This is a genomic window from Burkholderia sp. Se-20373, assembly GCF_017104705.1.
In the GTDB taxonomy this organism is placed as follows: Bacteria; Pseudomonadota; Gammaproteobacteria; order Burkholderiales; family Burkholderiaceae; genus Burkholderia.
Genome location: NZ_JAAGPH010000011.1, coordinates 52,738 through 70,104, shown reverse-complemented (window position 1 = coordinate 70,104; position 17,367 = coordinate 52,738). Strand labels below are relative to the sequence as shown.

The 17,367-nt window shown below is 65.8% G+C and carries 13 protein-coding genes; 6 read left to right on the top strand and 7 right to left on the bottom strand.

What is annotated here, in order from left to right:
• Window positions 1-221 precede the first annotated feature (221 nt).
• Complete coding sequence (locus tag G3N96_RS06560; protein ID WP_206136690.1) at window positions 222-2,450, top strand: NADP-dependent isocitrate dehydrogenase; 2,229 nt, start codon at window positions 222-224, stop codon at window positions 2,448-2,450.
• Window positions 2,451-2,573: 123 nt separating this feature from the next.
• On the opposite strand, the gene G3N96_RS06555 is transcribed toward G3N96_RS06560, so the two are convergent.
• A complete protein-coding gene (locus tag G3N96_RS06555) occupies window positions 2,574-2,798 on the bottom strand; it encodes a hypothetical protein (protein WP_006490888.1) in 225 nt (74 codons plus the stop codon).
• Window positions 2,799-3,469: 671 nt separating this feature from the next.
• Here G3N96_RS06555 and G3N96_RS06550 point away from each other — a divergent pair.
• Entirely contained in the window at window positions 3,470-5,068 is a 1,599-nt protein-coding gene (locus G3N96_RS06550; RefSeq protein WP_206136689.1) for a multicopper oxidase family protein, read from the top strand.
• Between the two features lie 184 nt (window positions 5,069-5,252).
• Here G3N96_RS06550 and G3N96_RS06545 read toward each other — a convergent pair whose 3' ends face one another.
• Window positions 5,253-5,456, bottom strand: coding sequence for a cold-shock protein (locus tag G3N96_RS06545; RefSeq protein ID WP_006478030.1), 204 nt, complete (start codon window positions 5,454-5,456; stop codon window positions 5,253-5,255).
• 546 nt (window positions 5,457-6,002) lie between these two features.
• Here G3N96_RS06545 and clpS point away from each other — a divergent pair.
• The 4 genes from clpS (at window position 6,003) to G3N96_RS06525 (ending at window position 11,001) form a co-directional block, all read left to right on the top strand.
• A complete protein-coding gene (gene clpS / locus G3N96_RS06540) occupies window positions 6,003-6,317 on the top strand; it encodes an ATP-dependent Clp protease adapter ClpS (RefSeq protein ID WP_124583134.1) in 315 nt (104 codons plus the stop codon).
• On the top strand, window positions 6,314-8,614 hold the full coding sequence (clpA, locus tag G3N96_RS06535) for an ATP-dependent Clp protease ATP-binding subunit ClpA (protein WP_124583132.1): 2,301 nt from the start codon (window positions 6,314-6,316) through the stop codon (window positions 8,612-8,614). Before clpS ends, clpA begins: the two co-directional genes overlap by 4 nt.
• Window positions 8,615-8,718: 104 nt before the next feature.
• A complete protein-coding gene (locus tag G3N96_RS06530) occupies window positions 8,719-10,098 on the top strand; it encodes an amino acid permease (RefSeq protein ID WP_089495485.1) in 1,380 nt (459 codons plus the stop codon).
• 132 nt (window positions 10,099-10,230) lie between these two features.
• Window positions 10,231-11,001: a hypothetical protein gene (locus tag G3N96_RS06525; RefSeq protein WP_124583130.1), complete on the top strand. Its 771-nt coding sequence runs from the start codon at window positions 10,231-10,233 to the stop codon at window positions 10,999-11,001.
• Between the two features lie 51 nt (window positions 11,002-11,052).
• On the opposite strand, the gene dut is transcribed toward G3N96_RS06525, so the two are convergent.
• From dut to G3N96_RS06500, 5 genes are all read right to left on the bottom strand, one after another.
• Window positions 11,053-11,499: a dUTP diphosphatase gene (dut, locus tag G3N96_RS06520; RefSeq protein WP_021160741.1), complete on the bottom strand. Its 447-nt coding sequence runs from the start codon at window positions 11,497-11,499 to the stop codon at window positions 11,053-11,055.
• A gap of 55 nt (window positions 11,500-11,554) precedes the next feature.
• Window positions 11,555-12,766, bottom strand: coding sequence for a bifunctional phosphopantothenoylcysteine decarboxylase/phosphopantothenate--cysteine ligase CoaBC (gene coaBC / locus G3N96_RS06515; RefSeq protein ID WP_206136688.1), 1,212 nt, complete (start codon window positions 12,764-12,766; stop codon window positions 11,555-11,557).
• Window positions 12,767-12,833: 67 nt separating this feature from the next.
• Window positions 12,834-13,334, bottom strand: coding sequence for a signal peptidase II (lspA, locus tag G3N96_RS06510; RefSeq protein ID WP_069248662.1), 501 nt, complete (start codon window positions 13,332-13,334; stop codon window positions 12,834-12,836).
• Between the two features lie 2 nt (window positions 13,335-13,336).
• The gene (ileS, locus tag G3N96_RS06505) at window positions 13,337-16,174 is read right to left on the bottom strand and encodes an isoleucine--tRNA ligase (RefSeq protein ID WP_206136687.1); all 2,838 of its coding nucleotides are present in this window, start codon (window positions 16,172-16,174) and stop codon (window positions 13,337-13,339) included.
• A 104-nt stretch (window positions 16,175-16,278) separates the two neighbouring features.
• Window positions 16,279-17,271, bottom strand: a complete 993-nt coding sequence (locus G3N96_RS06500) for a bifunctional riboflavin kinase/FAD synthetase (protein WP_089440845.1) — start codon at window positions 17,269-17,271, stop codon at window positions 16,279-16,281.
• Window positions 17,272-17,367: the final 96 nt, after the last annotated feature.

Here is a 17,367-nt window from a genome sequence, read left to right as displayed (position 1 = left end):
AGCGTTTCGTGGATGGCAGGTTTGTTGGCAGGGCGGTCCGGCATGCGGGCCGCGGCGCCGCGATGCGGCCCGGAGCCCCTGCAAGGTAGAACATGACGGCCCTCGCAATACCACCGCCCGGCTGAGCCGGCGCGCCCCTTTCGCGACCGACCCGGTCGCTCCCCGCCGGTTACCCGCCGGCGCTCCCAGTCCAACAATCACGTAGCAATGCTTTGACCACCATGTCCACTTCGCCCAAGATCATCTACACCCTCACCGACGAAGCGCCCGCGCTCGCGACCTATTCGCTGCTGCCGATCGTCAAGGCCTTCACGCGCTCGTCCGGCGTCGCCGTCGAAACGCGCGACATCTCGCTCGCCGGCCGCATCATCGCCGCCTTCGCGGACATCCTGCCGCCCGAGCAGAAGGGTTCCGACGATCTGGCCGAACTGGGCCAGCTCACGCTGAAGCCGGAAGCGAACATCATCAAGCTGCCGAACATCAGCGCATCGGTGCCGCAGTTGAAGGCCGCGATCGCCGAACTGCAGGCGCAGGGCTACAAGCTGCCGGCCTACCCGGAAGATCCGTCGACGGACGAAGAGAAGGCGGTCAAGGCGCGCTACGACAAGATCAAGGGCAGCGCGGTGAACCCGGTGCTGCGCGAAGGCAACTCCGACCGCCGCGCGCCGCTGTCGGTCAAGAACTACGCACGCAAGCATCCGCACAAGATGGGCGCGTGGAAGGCCACGTCGAAGGCACACGTCGCGCACATGAGCGAAGGCGACTTCTACGGCAGCGAGAAGTCGGCGCTGATCGCCGATGCCGGCAGCGTGAAGATCGAACTCACGACGACCGACGGCGCGAAGAAGGTGCTGAAGGAAAAGACGGCCGTGAAGGCCGGTGAAGTGATCGACGCATCGGTGATGAGCCGCAATGCGCTGCGCAGCTTCATCGACGCGCAGATCGCCGACGCCAAGGCGCAGGACGTGCTGTTCTCGGTGCACCTGAAGGCGACCATGATGAAGGTCTCGGACCCGATCCTGTTCGGTCACTTCGTGTCGGTGTTCTACCGCGACGCGCTCGCGAAGCACGCGGACGTGCTGGCGCAGGTCGGCTTCAACCCGAACAACGGGATCGGCGACCTGTACGCGCGCCTGAAGGACCTGCCGGCCGACACGCGCGAAGCGATCGAAGCCGACGTCAAGGCCGAATACGCGGTGCGTCCGCGCCTGGCGATGGTCAACTCGGACAAGGGCATCACGAACCTGCACGTGCCGAGCGACGTGATCGTCGACGCATCGATGCCGGCGATGATCCGCGATTCGGGCGGCATGTGGGGCCCGGACGGCCAGCTGTACGACGCGAAGGCCGTGATTCCGGACCGCTGCTACGCCGGTGTCTACCAGGCCGTGATCGAAGACTGCAAGCAGCATGGCGCGTTCGATCCGGTCACGATGGGTAGCGTGCCGAACGTCGGCCTGATGGCGCAGGCGGCTGAAGAATACGGTTCGCACGACAAGACGTTCCAGATCCCGGCGGACGGCGTCGTGCGCGTCACCGACGAAGCGGGCAACGTGCTGCTCGAGCATGCCGTGGAAGCGGGCGACATCTGGCGCATGTGCCAGACGAAGGACGCACCGGTGCAGGACTGGGTCAAGCTCGCGGTCAACCGCGCGCGCGCGACCGGCGCACCGGCCGTGTTCTGGCTCGATCCGGCGCGTGCACACGACGCGCAGATCATCGCGAAGGTCGAGCGTTACCTGAAGGATCACGACACGACTGGCCTCGACATCCACGTGATGACGCCGGTCGACGCGACGCGTTTCTCGCTCGAGCGCATCCGTGCGGGCAAGGACACGATCTCGGTCACCGGCAACGTGCTGCGTGACTACCTGACCGACCTGTTCCCGATCATGGAACTCGGCACCAGCGCGAAGATGCTGTCGATCGTGCCGCTGATGGCCGGCGGCGGGATGTTCGAAACGGGTGCGGGCGGCTCCGCGCCGAAGCACGTGCAGCAGTTCGTCGAGGAAGGCTTCCTGCGCTGGGATTCGCTCGGCGAATTCCTCGCGCTGGCCGCGTCGCTCGAACACCTCGGCAACGCGTACCAGAACCCGAAGGCGCTCGTGCTCGCGAAGACGCTCGACCAGGCGACCGGCAAGTTCCTGGACGAGAACAAGTCGCCGGCGCGCAAGGTCGGCGGCCTCGACAACCGCGGCAGCCACTTCTACCTGTGCCTGTACTGGGCGCAGGCGCTGGCCGAGCAGACCGAGGACGCGGCGCTGAAGGCGCAGTTCGAAGGCGTGGCGAAGGCGCTGTCCGACAGCGAAGCACGCATCCTGGAAGAACTGGCGGCCGCACAGGGCAAGGCGCAGGCCATCGGCGGCTACTACCGCCCGAACGTCGACCTGACGAGCCAGGCCATGCGCCCGAGCGCGACGCTGAACAGCATCGTCGACGCGGTCGCCTGACGCAGGCCGCGCGATCGCGCGGGCCGATGCGTGTGCCGGCGCGGCGGGCATTGCTGCCTGCCACCGGCCACAAAAGAAAAACGCCCCGGACGCCCGGGGCGTTTTTCGTTGCTGGCGTGTCATTCAGACGTGAACAATTTCCCATTCGGCGATTTCGTGCGGCACTTCGAGCGTTGCCGTGTCCAGTTCGGACAGTTGCTCGCAGTCGCCGCGGGAGATGTGGTCGGCTGCCACTTCGGGGCACGAGAATGCGCCGAGCAGGGCGTTGCCGAACGTCGCTTCCCAGCCGCCGTTACCCGGCAGGATGTAGAACGACCCGAGCGCTGAACCAAAGCGAAATCCCTTCATTTCCGTTCTCCCTTTCTGATCACAAGCGATTCTGGTGTGCCGCCTGCCGGCTTGGCCGGCTGTGGCCCGACTGGCTGCTTGCGCCGGGTTCCGTATCGAACGTCGTGGCGAAGCGTCAGTGCATGGAACAAAGTCTACGTCCGCGGCCCGCTCGGATGGTGCATGTAGAACGGCTTCACTAAACAAAAATTCTCTTTTAAAAACAAATGATTATTGTCTTCGTTTTGTATTGCGGAACGTTTTTTGGCATCGCGAAACGGGGATTTTGTGCCCTGCACCACGAATTTTTATAACGCAGAGACTTGTTCCGCATCGTGAAATATTGACGGGTTTGCGGATCGATGAGGTGACCGGCGCCTTGGTGGGGCCGAACGGCAGGCGCGAGGCGACCGCCTGGGAACTGTACGCGGCAGGGTTGAGTGGCGCTTCGGCCGTGAGCGAAGCGCCGTGCATCGCCGGTCGACGATGCGTGCCCACGCGTGCCGAATCGGGTGCGGCGTGGTCGAACCCTGCGGCGAATCGCCGCCCGGCCGGCCGCGGCGCATCTCGATTTGGGCCTGCGGTTATGATGACGCGGGCATCGGGATTTGCGTCGCGCATCGGCGCTTCGGCCGGCCGGCGCGGGCGTCGCGGCGGCCGCGCGACCCAGCATGGATAACGAGGAACGATTGATGATACGGAGAACCTTCCTGTCGCGCGCCATCGGTGTCGCGGCCGCGTCGCTGTTCGCGCGCGCCGCGTGGGCGCAGCATGCCGGTCACGCCGGCATGGCCGGCATGGACTCGATGGACGACATGCCCGGCATGTCAGGGATGGCGGGTCACGGGCAGCACGGCAAATCCGCACCGGCCGCACTCGCCGCCGCCGACGCGCTGCCGGCCGGCGGGCCGCTCGCGGCGCTGCGCACGCTCGCGAACGAAAGCCGCGAGCCCGGCATGTTCCGGGCCACGCTGGTGGCGCAGCCCGTGGCGCGCCCGATGCTGCACGGTGCACGGCCGACCACGTTCTGGCAGTTCGGGGCGGGTACGCAGGGCCCCGTCGTCGGTCCGCTGATCGATGTGCGCGAGGGCGACACGGTCGAGATCAAGTTCGTGAACAAGCTGCCGCAGCCGTCGACCATCCACTGGCACGGCCTGCCGGTGCCGCCTGACCAGGACGGCAACCCTTCCGATCCTGTCGCGCCCGGCGCGTCGCGCGTGTACCGCTTCACGTTGCCGAAGGGGAGTGCCGGCACCTACTGGTACCACCCGCATCCGCACATGATGACGGCCGAGCAGGTCTTCCGCGGGCTGGCCGGCCCGTTCGTCGTGCGCGCCGCGGACGATCCGCTGGCGGGCTGGCCCGAGCGCAACCTGTTCGTGTCGGACCTGAAGCTTGCGCGCGACGGCACGATTGCATCGAACGACATGATGGACTGGATGAACGGCCGCGAGGGCCAGTTCGTGCTGGTCAACGGCGCCCGCCGGCCGCGGATCGACGTCGCGGGCGACGAGCGCTGGCGCGTGTGGAACGCGTGCAGCGCGCGCTATTTGCGCGTCGCGTTCGACGACGGCCGCGCGTTCGAGCATGTGGGCACCGACGGCGGCCTGTTCGACGCGCCGCGCCGCGTCACGTCGCTGTTGATCGCGCCGGGCGAACGGGCGGAGCTGCTGGTCCGTGCCGGCGACCGGGTGTCGCGCGCCGTGCTGCAGGCGGCCGAATACGACCGCCGCAAGATGTCGATGTCGCACGATGACGGACACGGCAGCCTGCGACCCGATCCGGCGCTGGCACTGGCCGACGTCGCATTCGCGCCGGCCGCCGCACGTGCGCTGCCGGCGACTCTGCGCGCGGTGCCGTCGCTGGGCGAACCGGTCGCGCACAAGACGGTCGCGTTCGGCGAGGAAATGGACATGGACGCGATGATGAAGGGGGCGGCGCGTGGCCGTCCGGCGGGCATGCGCTTCACGATCAACGGCGACACATACGCGCCGCATCGCGCGACGCTGACGAGCCGTCGTGGCGACGTCGAGCGCTGGGCGATTCGCAATGGCACCGACATGGATCACCCGTTCCACCTGCATGGCACGCAGTTCCAGGTGATCGAGCGCGAGTCGGGCGGTTCGCGCACGAGCGAACCGTTCCGTGCATGGCGCGATACGGTGAACGTGCGCAGCGGCGAAACCGTGACGATTCTCGTCACGCAAGACATGCCTGGAGAGCGCATGTTTCATTGCCACATTCTCGAACACGAGGATCTCGGCATGATGGGCACGCTGAAGGTCGTGTAACGAGGGAGTGATTATGTTTCACGCGCGAGATGAGTATCCGATCTGCACGCGTGACAAGACAATGTGTGTTCAATTATCGGGATTGAACGAAAAGGCCGGCCAATCGATTATCGATTGGCCGGCCTCAAATAAAGAAACCCGGCGCAAACCACGCGCCGGGTTTCTTCGTCTGATATCCGGTGCCTTATGCGGCCTGGATGTTCGACGCTTGCTTGCCCTTCGGTCCTTGAACGACGTCAAAGCTCACCTTCTGGCCTTCCTTCAGCGTCTTGAAGCCATTCATGGTGATAGCCGAGAAGTGCGCAAACAGATCCTCACCGCCCTCATCGGGAGTGATGAAACCGAAGCCCTTCGCGTCGTTGAACCACTTAACGATACCAGTTGCCATTTCCTACTTCCCCTGTCACACAGTCGCTGCTACTTACCACGAGCACGCTCGAAAAGCTAAACGACCGGAAAACACAGCCGTTCCCCCCTCACAAGCTCACCTTCGGCCTCTTTCATTTTGCCAACCGGCAAATTGAAAAAAGTGCCAGCTTGATTGTTGGCGCTCTTTATTGGAGTGTCAAGTGGAATTTTTAGACGTTTAGAGGGACGTTGTAAAGAACCCATTTTCAGGGTTTTTCCGGCTTTGCTTAGCAGCACGCGGCCAAGCGCGAGGTCTTGAAAAGCCGCATAATCGGCTCATATACCAGGCTCGAGTGACACGCGTTCGAGTCGTCCCGGCTTGTGGGATACTGGATGCGGACACGACGTTCCGGTGCGGTTCCCCCTGACGGTTCGTGTTCCGCGCCACGCGTGAAAGCCGGCACCGCAGCCGGCTTTCGTATGGCACGAAGAAGATCGCGTGTTCCGGGATTCCGGGGAGGGCGCCGGCCGGTCGGTCGGGTAATGGCAGGATTGCGGGCCTGTCCGAGTTGTTTAGAATGGGTGTATGGCGATTATCCCGGACAAGCAGGACAGCACTGTCCTGGAACGCAAGCAGCAGAAGCTCAAGCCGCCTTCGATGTACAAGGTGGTGCTGCTGAACGACGACTTCACGCCGATGGAATTCGTCGTGATGGTGGTCCAGGAGCATTTCAAGAAGGATCGCGAGACGGCCACGCAGATCATGCTGAAGGTCCATCGCGAAGGGCGAGGGGTATGTGGGGTCTATACGCGGGACATCGCGTCGACCAAGGTTGAGCAAGTCGTTACCCATGCGCGGCAGGCCGGGCATCCGCTGCAGTGCGTGATGGAGGAAGCATGATTGCCCAGGAATTGGAAGTCAGCCTGCACATGGCGTTCATGGAAGCACGCCAGGCGCGCCATGAGTTCATTACGGTCGAGCATTTGCTGCTGGCTCTGCTGGATAATCCGACGGCAGCCGAGGTGTTGCGCGCGTGCGCGGCAAACATCGAGGACTTGCGTCAGAACCTGCGCAATTTCATCCACGACAACACACCTACCGTCCCGGGTACCGACGATGTCGATACCCAGCCGACGCTCGGTTTCCAGCGCGTGATCCAGCGCGCGATCATGCACGTCCAGTCGACGTCGAACGGCAAGAAGGAAGTGACCGGCGCGAACGTGCTGGTCGCGATCTTCGGCGAGAAGGATTCGCATGCCGTGTACTACCTGCAGCAGCAGGGCGTGACGCGCCTCGACGTCGTGAACTTCATTTCGCACGGCATCGCGAAGACGAACAACGGCGAAGCCGCGAAGTCGGCCGATGCGAACGCGGAAAGCGAAGACGCGAATGCGCAGAAGGAAACCCCGCTCGCGCAATTCACGCAGAACCTGAACCAGATGGCGAAGGACGGCCGCATCGATCCGCTGATCGGCCGCGAGCCCGAGGTCGAGCGCGTGGTCCAGGTGCTGTGCCGTCGCCGCAAGAACAATCCGCTGCTCGTCGGCGAGGCCGGTGTCGGCAAGACCGCGATCGCGGAAGGGCTCGCCTATCGCATCACGCGCGGCGAAGTGCCCGACATCCTCGCGAACGCGCAGGTCTACTCGCTCGACATGGGCGCGCTGCTCGCGGGCACCAAGTACCGCGGCGATTTCGAGCAACGTCTGAAGACGGTGCTGAAGGAGTTGAAGGAGCGTCCGCACGCGATCCTGTTCATCGACGAAATTCATACGCTGATCGGCGCGGGCGCCGCGTCGGGCGGTACGCTCGATGCGTCGAACCTGCTGAAGCCGGCGCTGTCGTCGGGCGTGCTCAAGTGCATCGGCGCGACCACGTTCACCGAGTATCGCGGCATCTTCGAGAAGGACGCGGCGCTGTCGCGGCGCTTCCAGAAGGTCGACGTGACGGAGCCGACCGTCGAGCAGACGGTCGCGATCCTGCGCGGGCTGAAGTCGCGCTTCGAGGAGCATCACGGCGTCAAGTATTCGTCGGGTGCGCTGTCGGCCGCGGCCGAACTGTCGGCGCGCTTCATCACCGACCGCCACCTGCCGGACAAGGCGATCGACGTGATCGACGAAGCGGGCGCGGCCCAGCGCATCCTGCCGAAGTCGAAGCAGAAGAAGACGATCGGCAAGAGCGAGATCGAGGAAATCATCTCGAAGATCGCGCGCGTGCCGCCGCAGAGCGTGTCGCAGGACGATCGCAGCAAGCTGCAGACGCTCGACCGCGACCTGAAGAGCGTCGTGTTCGGCCAGGATCCGGCGATCGACGCACTGGCTGCGTCGATCAAGATGGCGCGCGCGGGCCTCGGCAAGATGGACAAGCCGATCGGCGCGTTCCTGTTCTCTGGCCCGACGGGTGTCGGCAAGACCGAAGTGGCGCGCCAGCTCGCGTTCACGCTCGGCATCGAGCTGATCCGCTTCGACATGTCGGAATACATGGAGCGTCACGCGGTGAGCCGCCTGATCGGCGCGCCGCCGGGCTATGTCGGGTTCGACCAGGGCGGCCTGCTGACCGAAGCCGTCACGAAGAAGCCGCACTGCGTGCTGCTGCTCGACGAAATCGAGAAGGCGCATCCGGACATCTTCAACGTGTTGCTGCAGGTGATGGACCACGGCACGCTGACGGACAACAACGGCCGCAAGGCGGATTTCCGCAACGTCATCATCATCATGACGACGAACGCGGGCGCCGAGTCGATGCAGAAGGCGACCATCGGTTTCACGACGCGCCGTGAAACGGGCGACGAGATGACCGACATCAAGCGTCTGTTCACGCCGGAGTTCCGCAACCGGCTGGATTCGATCATCAGCTTCCGCTCGCTCGATGAGGAAATCATCATGCGCGTGGTCGACAAGTTCCTGATCCAGCTCGAGGAACAGCTGCACGAGAAGAAGGTGGACGCGCTCTTCACCGACGCGTTGCGCAAGCATCTCGCGAAGCACGGCTTCGACCCGCTGATGGGCGCGCGGCCGATGCAGCGGCTGATCCAGGACACGATCCGCCGTGCGCTGGCCGACGAACTGCTGTTCGGCAAGCTGCTGAACGGCGGTCACGTGACGGTCGACGTCGACGAAGGCGACAAGGTGCAGTTGTCATTCGACAAGCTCGGGAACCCGCCGCACAAGCCGAACGAAGAGGCGGTCGAAGTCGAGTAAGCGATAATCGGGTAGTTCATGCGAACGGCGCGGGATGTTTTCCGCGCCGTTTCGTTTTATCTGGCGCCGGCGGCGCGATGGTGGTGCAGGGGAGTGGCAACGCAGTGACACAACAACAACGGACGTTCGACGACATCGTCGCGCGCGAACAGGGTTTGCGCCATGCGCTGACGTCTGGGCAGATGGCGATGATCGCGATCGGCGGCGCGATCGGCACGGGGCTGTTCCTCGGCAGCGGGTTCGCGATCGGGCTCGCCGGCCCGAGCGTGCTGGTCTCGTATGCGATCGGCGCGCTGATCGCGCTGCTGCTGATGGGCGCGCTCGCGGAAATGACGGTCGCCCATCCGACGGCCGGCTCGTTCGGCGCGTACGCCGAGCACTATGTCGGCCCGCTGGCGGGTTTCCTGGTGCGCTATGCGTACTGGTTCGCGGTCGTGTTCGCGATCGGCACCGAGATCAGCGCGATCGCCGTGTTCATGAAGTACTGGTTCCCCGCCGTACCCGGCTGGTACTGGGTGATCGGCTTCTCCGCGCTGCTGATCGCCGTGAACCTCGCGAGCGTCACGCTGTACGGCACGGTCGAATACGCGTTCTCGCTGCTGAAGATTGCGGCGATCGTCGTGTTCATCGTGCTCGGCGCCTATCTCGTGTGGTCGGCGCCGGCCGCATCGGGCGTCGGTTTCGCGAACTACACCGCGCACGGCGGCTTCATGCCGAAGGGGCCGTGGGGCACCTGGGTCGCGGTGATCGTCGCGATCTTCAGCTACATGAGCATCGAAGCCGTCGCCATTGCGGCCGGCGAGGCGCGCGATCCGCAGCACGCGGTCACGCGCGCATTTCGCTCGACCGTGTTCCGGCTCGTGCTGTTCTACCTGCTGACGCTGTCGCTGATGCTCGCGATCGTGCCGTGGACGCAGGCCGGCACCGACGAAAGCCCGTTCGTGAAGGTGATGGCCGCGACTCATGTGCCGTACGCGGCAGGCGTGATCAACTTCGTGCTGTTGATCGCGGCGCTGTCGGCGATGAACAGCCAGCTTTACGTGACGACGCGGATGATGTTCAGCCTGTCGCGCGCACGGCTCGCGCCCGCGGTGTTTGGCCGGCTCGGCACGAACGGCGTGCCGCGCGCGGCGCTGTGGATCTCGACGAGCGGCGTCGCGGTGGCGGCCGTGCTGGTCGCGCTGGCGCCCGACACCGCGTTCACCGTGATGATGGCGATCGCGATGTTCGGCGCCCTGTTCACGTGGCTGATGATCTTCGTCACGCACCTGCGCTTCCGTTCGCAGTATCGCGGCCCCGCGCTCGCGTTCCGGATGTGGGGACACCCGTTCGGCAGCCTGCTCGGTGCGGGACTCGTCGCGGCGATCCTGTTCACGACCGCGTTCACGCGCGAATTCCGGATGACGATGGTGGTCGGCGTCGTGTTCGTCGTGCTGCTCACGCTCGCGTACGCGCTGCATTACCGCCACCAGCACGCGCGGTGAGGGGCGCGGCCCGCCCGCGCCGATTTCCCGTTCGCTAAGGTTCCGTTAAGCCCGCGGCGACTACATTCGACCCTGTCTGCAAGGCAGGCCGGCATGCGCCGGCTTGCCGCTTTCCTGCAAAAAGGGGTTCGAATGAACAAACTTCCCGAAATCACGCTCGCGTTCTGGATCATGAAGATCTGCGCGACGACGCTCGGCGAAACCGGTGGCGACCTGCTATCGATGACGCTGAACGTCGGCTACGCGGTGAGCTCCATCCTGCTGTTCGGCTTCTTTCTCGTGACGCTGGGCGCGCAGCTCAGGACGACACGCTATCGCCCGGCGATCTACTGGGCCGTGATCGTCGCGACGAGCACGGCCGGCACGACGATGTCCGACTTCATGGATCGCACGCTCGGCCTCGGCTATGCGGCCGGCTCGTCGATTCTCGTCGCAATCCTGCTGGCGATCTTCGCCGTATGGCGCCTCAGCGGCGAATCGCTGTCGGTCGACCTGATCCGCACGCGCAAGGTCGAGCTGCTGTACTGGATCGCGATCCTGTTCTCGAACACGCTCGGCACTGCGCTCGGCGACTTTCTCGCGGACAGCTCGGGGCTCGGCTTCGGTGGCGGCGCGCTTCTGATCGGCGGGCTGCTCGCGGTGATCGTGCTGGCGCACTATTTCACGCGGATCTCCGGCGTGCTGCTGTTCTGGGCCGCGTTCGTGCTCACGCGCCCGTTCGGCGCGACGGTCGGCGACCTGTTGACGAAGCCGGTGGCGAAGGGCGGCCTCGCGCTCGGCACGATCGGCTCGTCGGCCGTGCTGCTCGGCGTGCTGGTCGCGATGGTGATCTATGCGATCGTGGCTCAATCGCGGCAGCGCGACCTGGCGCTCGCGCGGATCGCACAACCCGTCGAGGAATGACGGCGTAGGAATGAAAAAAAAGGGGCCGCGGCCCCTTTTTTGTTGCGCCGCTCAGTGACGGCCGGTGCTGCCGAAGCCGCCCTCGCCACGATCGCTTTCCGCGAAGTCGTCGACGATGTTGAACTGCGCCTGCACGACCGGGACGATCACGAGCTGGGCGAGCCGCTCGAACGGATTCAGCACGAACTCGGTCTGGCCGCGGTTCCATGTCGAGACCATCAGCTGGCCCTGGTAGTCGGAATCGATCAGGCCGACGAGGTTGCCGAGCACGATGCCGTGCTTGTGGCCGAGGCCCGAGCGCGGCAGGATCAGCGCCGCGTAGCCGGGATCGGCAAGATGGATCGCGAGGCCGGTCGGCACGAGCGTCGTCTCGCCCGGCTGCAGCGTGACCGGTGCATCGAGGCACGCGCGCAGGTCGAGGCCCGCGCTGCCGGTGGTTGCGTAGGCGGGCAGGTAGTCGCGCATGCGCGCGTCGAGGATCTTCAGGTCGAGTTTCATGCGGTCGTCGGATGAGTCGGGAAGTGCGCGGCGGTAATGGCCGCCGCGCAGGAGATCAGATCAGGCGGTTGTCGGGCAGGCGCTTCGCGATTTCCGCGACGAGCGTGTGCGCGAGTTCATCCTTCGGTGCGCGCGGCAGGCGCGTGAGGCCGGCGGCCTCGAACAGCACGACTTCGTTGTCGTCGCGGCCGAACGTCAGCGGGCCAAGATTGCCGACGAGCAGCGGCACGTTCTTGCGCTTGCGCTTCTCGTCGCCGTGCACGTCGAGATCGCCGCTTTCGGCCGCGAAACCAACGCAGAACGGCGGATCGGGCAGCGCGGCGACCGACGCGAGGATGTCGGGATTTTCGACGAACGCGAGCGCGGGCACCTTGTGGTCGGCCGTCTTCTTCATCTTGTGCTCGGCCGGTTGGGCGACGCGCCAGTCGGCGACTGCAGCCACCGCGATGAAGATGTCGGCATCCGCGACGGCATGCATGACCGCGTCGTACATCTGCTGCGCCGTCTGCACGTCCTGGCGGTAGACGCCCCACGGCGTGTCGAGTGCCACCGGCCCCGCGACGAGATGCACGTCGGCGCCGGCCTGCTGCGCGGCGCGCGCGAGCGCGAAGCCCATCTTGCCGCTCGAGCGGTTCGTGAGGCCGCGCACCGGGTCGAGCGGTTCGAACGTCGGGCCGGCCGTGATCAGCACGCGCCGGTGTGCGAGCACCTTCGCCGCGAAGTGCGCGACGATCGCTTCATAGATCGCCTCGGGCTCGAGCATGCGGCCGTCGCCGACTTCGCCGCACGCCTGCGCGCCCGAATCCGGGCCGAGTACCGACACGCCGTCCGCGCGCAGTTGCGCGGCGTTGCGCTGCGTGGCCGGGTTCTGCCACATCTGGCGGTTCATGGCGGGAACGACGAGCAGCGGGCAATCGCGCGCGACGCACAGCGTCGACAGCAGATCGTCCGCGAATCCGTGCGCGAGCTTCGCGAGGAAGTCCGTCGACGCGGGCGCGATCACGATCGCATCGGCTTCGCGCGACAGGTCGATGTGCGCCATGTTGTTGCCGACGCGCGCGTCCCACTGGCTCGTGTAGACGGGCCGGCCCGACAGCGCCTGCATCGTGACGGGCGTGATGAACTGGGTGGCGGCTTCGGTCATCGCGACCTGCACGGTCGCGCCGGCCTTCACGAGCAGCCGCGTGAGCTCGGCGATCTTGTAGCAGGCGATGCCGCCGGTCAGGCCGAGAACGAGGTGTTTTCCTGCGAGTTCTGCGTGTGCCAACTCAGGCCTCCAAGGGTCAAACGGAACGGCCGGCGCGAAGCCGGCCGTCGACGCCGAGTATGCGCGCTTAGCGCGAGCCGCGCACGCGACGCAGTTCGTCGTAGATCAGCAGCACCGCGCCGACCGTGATCGCGGAATCGGCGAGGTTGAACGCCGGGAAGTGCCAGGCGCCGAGATGGAAATCGAGGAAGTCGATCACGTGGCCGTAGACGAGCCGGTCGATCACGTTGCCGAGTGCGCCGCCGAGGATCATCGCGAGCGACAGGCTGAACAGCCGCTGCTGGCCGTGACGCTTCAGCAAGAAGCAGATCACGAGCGTCGCGGCGATGCCGAGCGCGGTGAACGCCCAGCGCTGCCAGCCGCCCGCGGTCGACAGGAAGCCGAACGCGGCGCCGCGGTTGTACACCAGCACGAGGTTGAAGAACGACGTCAGCTCGTGCTGCGCGCCGTACGCGAACGTCTTCAGGATCGCGATCTTCGACAGCTGGTCGAACAGGATCACGATCAGCGAAATGCCGAGCCAGGGCGCAAGCGCGCCGCTGGCCGGTTTCGACAGGGTCTTCGCCATGGTTAAGCAGCGCTCCGGATTTCGCCGTTTTCGAACAGGTTGGAGAAGCAGCGGCCGCACAGCGTCGGATGATCGGCGTGCGCGCCGACATCTTCACGGTAGTGCCAGCAGCGCTCGCACTTCTGGTACGTCGACGCAGCCACGTCGACGCTTTCCTGTGCTTCGTCATCGACCTTGACGACCGTCGCGGCCGACGTGATCAGCACGAACTTCAGATCGTCGCCGAGGCTCGTGAGCGCGTCGTAGCGTGCGCCGCTCGCGTGCACCGCGACTTCGGCCTGCAGCGACGAACCGATGCGGTTCGCGGTGCGTGCTTCCTCGAGCGCCTTCGTCACGTTGCCGCGCACATCGCGCAGCAGCGCCCACTTCTCGATCAGCGCGGCCGAGCCGTCAACTTCCGGATACGCGTAGTAGGTTTCCGTGTAGATCGTGTCGCTGGCCGGCTGGAACACCTTCCACGCTTCTTCCGCCGTGAACGACAGGAACGGTGCGAGCACGCGCAGCAGGCCGTGCGTCAGGTGGTACAGCGCCGTCTGCGCGGAGCGGCGTGCGCGCGAATCGGCGGCGCTCGTGTACAGGCGATCCTTCAGCACGTCGAGGTAGAAGCCGCCGAGATCCTCCGAGCAGTACGTCTGCAGCTTCGCGACGACCGGGTGGAATTCGTACTTCTCGTAGTGGCCGAGCAATTCCGTCTGCAGTTGCTGCGAGAACGCGACCGCATAGCGGTCGATCTCGAGCCATTCGTTGACCGGCACGGCGTGCTGCGCGAAGTCGAAGTCCGACAGGTTCGCGAGCAGGAAGCGCAGCGTGTTGCGGATGCGGCGATAGCCTTCGGTCACGCGCTTCAGGATTTCCTCGGAGATCGCGAGCTCGCCCGAGTAGTCGGTCGAGGCGATCCACAGGCGGATGATTTCCGCGCCCAGGCGGTTCGCGACTTCATGCGGGTCGATGCCGTTGCCGAGCGACTTGCTCATCTTGCGGCCTTCGCCGTCGACCGTGAAGCCGTGCGTGAGCAGGCCCTTGTACGGCGCGCGGCCGTCGATCATCGACGCCGTGAGCAGCGACGAGTGGAACCAGCCGCGGTGCTGGTCCGAGCCCTCGAGGTAGAGGTCGGCCGGGAACTGCAGCTGATCCTTGTGCGAGCCGCGCAGCACGTGCCAGTGCGTCGTGCCCGAATCGAACCACACGTCGAGCGTGTCGCGGTTCTTTTCGTACAGGTTCGCGTCGTCGCCGATCAGCTCGCGCGGGTCGAGCGTCTGCCACGCCTCGATGCCCGACTGCTCGACGCGCTTCGCGACTTCCTCGAGCAGCTCGAGCGTGCGCGGATGCAGTTCGCCGGTTTCCTTGTGCACGAAGAACGCCATCGGCACGCCCCACTGGCGCTGGCGCGACAGCGTCCAGTCGGGACGGTTCGCGATCATGCTGAACAGGCGCTGCTTGCCCCACGACGGGTAGAACGCGGTCGCGTCGACGCCTTCGAGCGCCGTTTCGCGCAGCGTCTTGCCGCCGTCGCGCGGCGTCACGTCCATCCCGGCGAACCACTGCGACGTGGCGCGGTAGATGATCGGCGTCTTGTGGCGCCAGCAGTGCATGTAGCTGTGCGTGTACTTCTCGCTGCGCAGCAGCGAGCCGGCCGCGTTCAGCGCCTCGACGATCTTCGGGTTCGCGTCCCAGATCGACAGGCCGCCGAACAGCGGCAGCGATTCGATATAGCGGCCGTCGCCCATCACCGGGTTGATGAAGTCGGAGTCGGTCATCCCGTGCGCCTTGCAGGACACGAAGTCCTCGATGCCGTACGCGGGCGACGAGTGCACGACGCCGGTACCCGTGTCGGTCGTCACGTAATCGCCGAGGTACACGGGTGCGGTGCGCTTGTAGCCGGGGTGAGCCGACGCGAGCGGGTGGTGGAAGCGCAGGCCCGCGAGCTTCACGCCCGGCGCGGTCGCCACGACGCGGCCCGTCAGCTTGAAGTCGGTCATGCAGGCTTCGACGCGCTCTTCCGCGATGATCAGCAGCCCGCGCTCGGTGTCGACCAGCGCGTAGACGATTTCCGGATGGAGGTTCAGCGCCTGGTTCGCCGGGATCGTCCACGGCGTGGTGGTCCAGATCACGATGCCGCCTTCGGCGCGCGGCAGGGCCGGCAGGCCGAACGCCTGCGCGGTCTTTTCCGGTTCCGCGAACGCGAACATCACGTCGATCGTCGGATCGGTGCGGTCCTTGTACTCGACTTCCGCTTCCGCGAGCGCCGAGCCGCAGTCGAAGCACCAGTTCACCGGCTTCAGCCCGCGATACACGTAGCCCTTCTCGATGATCTTGCCGAGCGCGCGGAGCTCTTCCGCCTCGTTGACGAAGTTCATCGTCTTGTACGGGTTGGCCCAGTCGCCGAGCACGCCCAGACGCTTGAAGCCGACCTTCTGCTTCTCGATCTGCTCGGTCGCATACGTGCGCGCCTTGCTCATCACTTCGGCCGCCGGCAGCGACTTGCCGAACTGCTTCTCGATCTGGATTTCGATCGGCATCCCGTGGCAATCCCAGCCCGGCACGTACGGTGCGTCGAAGCCGGCCATGTTGCGCGACTTGACGACGATGTCCTTCAGGATCTTGTTGACGGCGTGGCCGAGGTGGATGTCGCCGTTCGCATACGGCGGGCCGTCGTGCAGGATGAACTTCGGACGGCCGGCGCTGGCCGCGCGGATCTTCTCGTAGATGCCGCGCTCTTCCCATTCCTTGACCCACTGCGGCTCGCGCTTGGGCAGGTCGCCGCGCATCGGGAACGGCGTGTCGAGCAGGTTGACCGGATACTTGGCCTGCGGTTTCGAATCGGCTTTCTTGTTGCTCATGATGGAATCGCTATCTCAATCTCGGGGGACGCGCGAGCGTCGTGAATCGGGTATGCGCGCGACTGGGCGGCGCGAGGGTGCGGCGCGGGGCGCCGCCGTCCGGATCAGCTAATTCGGTCGGTGGCCGACGTCGCGAAGCCCGTGGCGCGGCTGCCCGGCGCACGGTCGCGCTCGATGAAGTACGCACGCGCATTCGCGACGTCCAGCGCGATCGCGCGCGACAGCGTCTCGAGATCGTCGAATTTCGCCTCGTCGCGCAGCTTCTTCAGGAATTCGACGCGGATGAGCTTGCCATAGGCATCGCCGTGCCAGTCGAGCAGGTGGACTTCGAGCAGCACGCGGCCCGAATCGTCGACGGTCGGGCGCAGGCCGAGGCTCGCGACGCCCGGCAGCGGGGCGGGGCCGAGGCCGTGCACCTGCACGACGAAGATGCCCGCGAGCGCCGGCCGCTTGTGTGCGATCGGCAGGTTCAGCGTCGGGAAGCCGAGGTCGCGGCCGAGCTTCAGCCCGTGCGCGACGTGGCCGCTGATCGCATAGCCGTGGCCGAGCGCCTGCGCGGCCGCATCGAGATCGCCGGCCGTGAGCGCGGCGCGCACGCCCGAGCTCGAGATGCGCGTGCCGTCGCTGCCGGCCACCGTACCCATCTGCTCGACCTCGAAGCCGTACTGCGCACCGGCCGCCTGCAGCGTGTCGAAAGTGCCCGCCCGTTTCGCGCCGTAGCAGAAATCGTCGCCGACCATCATCCAGCGCGTGTGCAGCCCGTTCACCAGCGTGCGTTCGACGAACGCCTGCGGCGACTGGCTCGCGAACGTGTGGTTGAAGTGCTCGACGACCACGCGGTCGACGCCGTGATCGCGCAGCGCCTCGAGCTTGTCGCGCAGCATCGCGATGCGCGGCGGCGCGCCGGCCGGGTTGAAGAATTCGCGCGGGTGCGGTTCGAACGTCATCACGCACACGGGCAGGCCGCGCGCGTCCGCTGCCGCGCGCACGCGCGCGAGCAGGGCCTGGTGGCCGCGATGGACACCGTCGAAGTTGCCGATCGTCAGCGCGCACGGGGCGCGGCTCTCGGCGTTGGGCAGGCCGCGGAAGACTTTCACGATAGCGGATGCAGCGTCGGGGAATGGGCGGTGGGATGCCGCAAAGCAGAAGATTATAAACGTTCGGGCGGGCCGGCGGCCGAGAAGGGGGGAAAC

Coding starts and splice junctions, on each gene's coding strand:
- G3N96_RS06555 (WP_006490888.1), bottom strand. CDS start 2,798: ATGAAGGGATTTCGCTTTGGTTCAGCGCTCGGGTCGTTCTACATCCTG.
- G3N96_RS06560 (WP_206136690.1), top strand. CDS start 222: ATGTCCACTTCGCCCAAGATCATCTACACCCTCACCGACGAAGCGCCC.
- G3N96_RS06550 (WP_206136689.1), top strand. CDS start 3,470: ATGATACGGAGAACCTTCCTGTCGCGCGCCATCGGTGTCGCGGCCGCG.
- G3N96_RS06525 (WP_124583130.1), top strand. CDS start 10,231: ATGAACAAACTTCCCGAAATCACGCTCGCGTTCTGGATCATGAAGATC.
- dut (WP_021160741.1), bottom strand. CDS start 11,499: ATGAAACTCGACCTGAAGATCCTCGACGCGCGCATGCGCGACTACCTG.
- clpA (WP_124583132.1), top strand. CDS start 6,314: ATGATTGCCCAGGAATTGGAAGTCAGCCTGCACATGGCGTTCATGGAA.
- lspA (WP_069248662.1), bottom strand. CDS start 13,334: ATGGCGAAGACCCTGTCGAAACCGGCCAGCGGCGCGCTTGCGCCCTGG.
- clpS (WP_124583134.1), top strand. CDS start 6,003: ATGGCGATTATCCCGGACAAGCAGGACAGCACTGTCCTGGAACGCAAG.
- G3N96_RS06545 (WP_006478030.1), bottom strand. CDS start 5,456: ATGGCAACTGGTATCGTTAAGTGGTTCAACGACGCGAAGGGCTTCGGT.
- ileS (WP_206136687.1), bottom strand. CDS start 16,174: ATGAGCAACAAGAAAGCCGATTCGAAACCGCAGGCCAAGTATCCGGTC.